The sequence below is a fragment of the Cobetia sp. genome (genome assembly GCF_983723665.1).
The window spans coordinates 6,295-10,418 of the sequence record NZ_CFDJES010000055.1 but is presented as its reverse complement, the minus strand read 5'-3'; the positions used below and the strand labels follow the sequence as shown (position 1 = coordinate 10,418).

The window sequence follows — 4,124 nt, the reverse complement described above, 5'->3', positions numbered from 1 at the left end:
GCCGCGGCCAATATCGCCGTCAAGAAGGCCGAGAAGGCCCTCAAGACCGCCCAGGACAGCGGTGAGGGCGACATCTCCGCCCTCGAGGCCAGCGTGACGGATGCCAAGTCCCGCCTTGCCAAGGCCGAAGGCGATCTCAAGGCGGTGACCGACGCCGCTGGCGCTGCTACAAGTCCTGTTACAACCCCTGATGCAAGCGCTGCGGCTGGCTCTTCTGCCTACGCTGCTGCACCGGCAGCTGCGGCACCCAGCGCCGATATCAAGGCACTCAAGACAGCGCGCGCCGCTGCCAATATCGCAGTCAAGAAGGCCGAAAAGGCCCTGGCCCGCGCCAGCGAAAGTGGCGAAGGCGATATCGAGGACCTGCAGACCCTGCTGGCCACGGCCCAGGAAAACCTGCGCGCCGCCGAGGTACGCCTCAACAGCGCGCAAGCTGGCAGTACTGACGCGACGCCTGCCGCCAAGGGCACGGGCGAATTGATTCCCGAGGCGCCCAAGCCCGCTGCGAGTTCTGTCGGGCGTGGCAGCATGGCCAGCAACGTGACGCTCTCGCAGGCGGAGATCGAGGCATCACGCGCCGAGAACCTTGCCAAGCGTCACAAGCAGGTCAGCATCGCTGTCAAGGCGGCCGAGGCGGCCCACCGCAAGGCAGAGGCGGCATTGAGCGAGGCGGATGACGAAAACCGTCAGCGCCTGGCGACCAAGGTCGACCGCACGCGCCGCAATCTGGAACACGCCCGCGAGTCATTGGCCGAGGTGCAGGCACTGGTGGACGCCCAATGAGTGACCTGAGCCCAATTACCTCGCCAATGGCGACTCATCCTGAAGCACGCCTCGTGTCATTGCCCATTTACCGCAAGGATCTGACCGTCTCATGAGCCTGATGCATGCAAGCTCCCCCCATGCCCACGGGCCAACCGCCACCTCGCGCGTGATGGCCTGGGTGCTGGCCGCGACGCTGCCGGGTATCGCCGTGCTGTGCTGGCACTATGGCTGGGGTGTGCTGTTCAACCTCGTCTTCGCCTGTCTGGCGGGTGTCGCCCTCGAGGCACTGCTGCTCAAGCTGCGTGGCCGTCCGGTCAGCTTTTTCCTCAAGGACAATTCGGCGCTGGTGACCTGCGTGCTGCTGGCGGTGTCGTTGCCGCCGCTGGCGCCCTGGTGGCTGGTACTGACCGGCGTGATCGCGGCCATCGTGGTCGCCAAGCAGCTCTACGGTGGCCTGGGCCAGAATCCGTTCAACCCGGCGATGGTCGCCTATGCGCTGCTGCTGATCTCCTTCCCGGTCGAGATGTCGCGCTGGTCATCCCCCGATGGCTTCGCGCTCGGCTTCGCTGACAGCCTGCAGCAGTTCTTCGGCGTGATCGCCACGCCAGACGCCCTGACCGGCGCCACGCCGCTGGACGCCTTCCGCAACAAGGGCGAGCTTTCCAGCAGCGAGTTCTGGGCAGACCCGAGCCTGCTGCCCGCCGCCAATCTGCTGGCCTGGCAGCAGACAACCATCGCCTGGGGCCTCGGCGGCCTGGTGCTGCTGGCGCGTCGCCTGATCACCTGGCATATCCCGGTGGCGATGCTGGGCAGCCTGGCGGTGATCTCCGCCATCTTCGCCTTCGTGGATGGCGAGCAGCACGCCAGCCCCCTGATCCACCTGCTGTGCGGTGCGGCGATCTTCGGCGCCTTCTTCATCGCCACGGACCCCGTCACGGCGGCGACCTCCAACAAGGGCAAGCTCTATTACGGCGTCGGCATCGGCGTGCTGATCTACCTGATTCGCACCTTCGGCGCCTATCCTGACGCCATCGCCTTCGCGGTGCTGCTGATGAACTTCAGCGTGCCGTTCATCGATTACTACACCCAGCCACGCAGCTATGGTCACAAGAAGGCCCGTCGCGGCATCAAGCTGGAGGACAAGGCATGAGCCTGACGCCTGATCAGCCCGAACAGCAAGCCCAGGCCGCGCAGGGCCTGAAGCACACCATCGCGCGGGCCGCGCTAGGCCTGGCGGTCTTCGCCATCGTCACCGCAGGCGTCGTCGCCGTGACCCAGATGACCACCGCCGAGACCATCGCCGACAACGAGCGTGCCGCCCAGAGCGCGGCGCTGGCCGAGATCATCCCGCCGTCGCTGCACGACAATGACCTGCTCAACGCGGCCTTCGCCCTGCCGCCTTCTCAGGTGCTGGGTCTGGAGAGCGCCGATACCGGCTGGCGCGCCACCAGGAATGGCGAGACCGTCGCGGTGCTGCTGCCGGTGGTGACCGGCAAGGGTTACAGCGGCGATATCCGCCTGCTGGTCGGTATCCGTGCCGATGGCAGCGTGGCCGGAGTGCGCGCCGTCAAGCACGCCGAGACCCCGGGGCTGGGCGACAAGATCGAAGCGCGCAAGTCCGACTGGATTCACGAATTCGATGACCAGACGCTCAGCTCGGTGGAATGGAAGGTGAACAAGGATGGCGGTGATTTCGACCAGTTCACCGGTGCGACCATCACCCCGCGCGCCGTGGTGGGTGCCGTTCGTCAGGCATTGATCTACTTCATGGCGCACCGCACGGCGCTGCTGGCCGGCGACAGCGAGACGCTGACCGCGACCCGCCGCGCCGCCAGGGCCCAGCAAGACACGCAAGCTCCCACCGCTGATGGCACGCTCAAGCCATCAGCGCCTTCTGAACACGGCGGAGACGAACCTCATGAGTGATATCTCGCTTGGCAAGATCAGCCGCGACGGCCTGTGGGACAACAACCCGGCGCTGGTGCAGCTGCTGGGCCTGTGTCCGCTGCTGGCCGTCACCGCCAGTGTCGTCAACGCCATCGGGCTGGGACTTGCCACGCTGCTGGTGTTGATCGGCTCCAACGTGGCGGTGTCACTGATCCGCAATCTGGTGCCTTCTGCAGTGCGCCTGCCGGCCTTCGTGATGATCATCGCCTCGTTCGTGACCTGTGCCGAGCTGCTGATGAAGGCCTACACCTATGAGCTCTATCAGATTCTCGGCATCTTCATTCCGCTGATCGTCACCAACTGCGCGATTCTCGGGCGTGCCGATGCCTTCGCCGCCAAGCATCCCGTGCTGCCGGCGGCCACCGATGGCCTGATGATGGGGCTGGGGTTCATGGCCGTGCTGGTGCTGCTGGGTGGCATGCGTGAGCTGTTCGGCCAGGGCACGCTGTTTGCCGGCATGGAACTGCTCGTCGGGCCGATGGCCGCCGACTGGCAGCTGACGATCTTCCCGGACTATTCCTTCCTGTTCCTGGTGCTGCCACCGGGCGCCTTCTTCTGCATGGGGCTGATCATCGCGGGCAAGAAGACCATCGATGAGCGACTCGAGCAGCGCCGCAAGGCAGCCAACGCCGATGCGCCCAAGGTGTCGCGTCGTGTGCGCGTGACCGGCACCATCTCCTGAGCCCCTCTCACACAGGCTGTCAGCCCGCTGGCTGACAGCCTGTGTCGACGACACCTGCTCCCAAGCCCTTACCGCCGTACCCGAGATATCATGAACGCCCAGAAACGCCTCGAGATCTTCACCCGCCTGCGCAACGAGAATCCTGAGCCACGCACCGAGCTTGCCTGGTCAACGCCCTTCGAGCTTTTGATCGCGGTGCTGCTGTCAGCGCAGGCGACGGATGTGGGCGTCAACAAGGCCACGGCGAAGCTGTATCCGGTCGCCAATACGCCGGAGAGCATCCTCGCGCTGGGTGTCGAGGGCCTGAAGGAGTACATCAAGACGATCGGCCTGTTCAACACCAAGGCCGAGAACGTCATCAAGACCTGCCGCATGCTGATCGAACGGCATGGTGGCGAGGTACCCCAGACTCGCGAGGCGCTGGAAGCGCTGCCCGGCGTGGGCCGCAAGACCGCCAACGTGGTGCTCAACACCGCCTTCGGTCAGCCGACCATGGCGGTGGACACGCATATCTTCCGTGTCTCCAACCGCACGCGCATCGCCCCGGGCAAGAACGTGCTGGAAGTCGAGCACAAGCTGATGCGCCATGTGCCCAAGGAGTTTCTGGTCGATGCCCACCACTGGCTGATCCTGCATGGCCGCTACACCTGCGTGGCACGCAAGCCGCGCTGCGGCAGCTGCATCATCGAAGATCTCTGCGAGTACAAGGACAAGGTCGACCTGTAACGCC

At 65.3% G+C, this 4,124-nt stretch carries 4 protein-coding genes and 1 pseudogene; all 5 read left to right on the top strand.

What is annotated here, in order from left to right:
• Positions 1-783: pseudogene (locus tag AC4FAH_RS07520) on the top strand (hypothetical protein); the annotation flags it as partial.
• A 91-nt stretch (positions 784-874) separates the two neighbouring features.
• Positions 875-1,915 (top strand): electron transport complex subunit RsxD, encoded by a 1,041-nt coding sequence (gene rsxD / locus AC4FAH_RS07515; RefSeq protein ID WP_490245833.1) that lies wholly within the window; start codon positions 875-877, stop codon positions 1,913-1,915.
• Positions 1,912-2,691 (top strand): electron transport complex subunit RsxG, encoded by a 780-nt coding sequence (rsxG, locus tag AC4FAH_RS07510; RefSeq protein WP_286988844.1) that lies wholly within the window; start codon positions 1,912-1,914, stop codon positions 2,689-2,691. Before rsxD ends, rsxG begins: the two co-directional genes overlap by 4 nt.
• On the top strand, positions 2,684-3,394 hold the full coding sequence (locus tag AC4FAH_RS07505) for an electron transport complex subunit E (protein ID WP_043334099.1): 711 nt from the start codon (positions 2,684-2,686) through the stop codon (positions 3,392-3,394). The genes rsxG and AC4FAH_RS07505 overlap by 8 nt, the downstream gene beginning before the upstream one ends.
• Before the next feature lie 90 nt (positions 3,395-3,484).
• The gene (gene nth, locus AC4FAH_RS07500; protein ID WP_043334098.1) at positions 3,485-4,120 is read left to right on the top strand and encodes an endonuclease III; all 636 of its coding nucleotides are present in this window, start codon (positions 3,485-3,487) and stop codon (positions 4,118-4,120) included.
• The last annotated feature ends 4 nt before the right edge of the window (positions 4,121-4,124 follow it).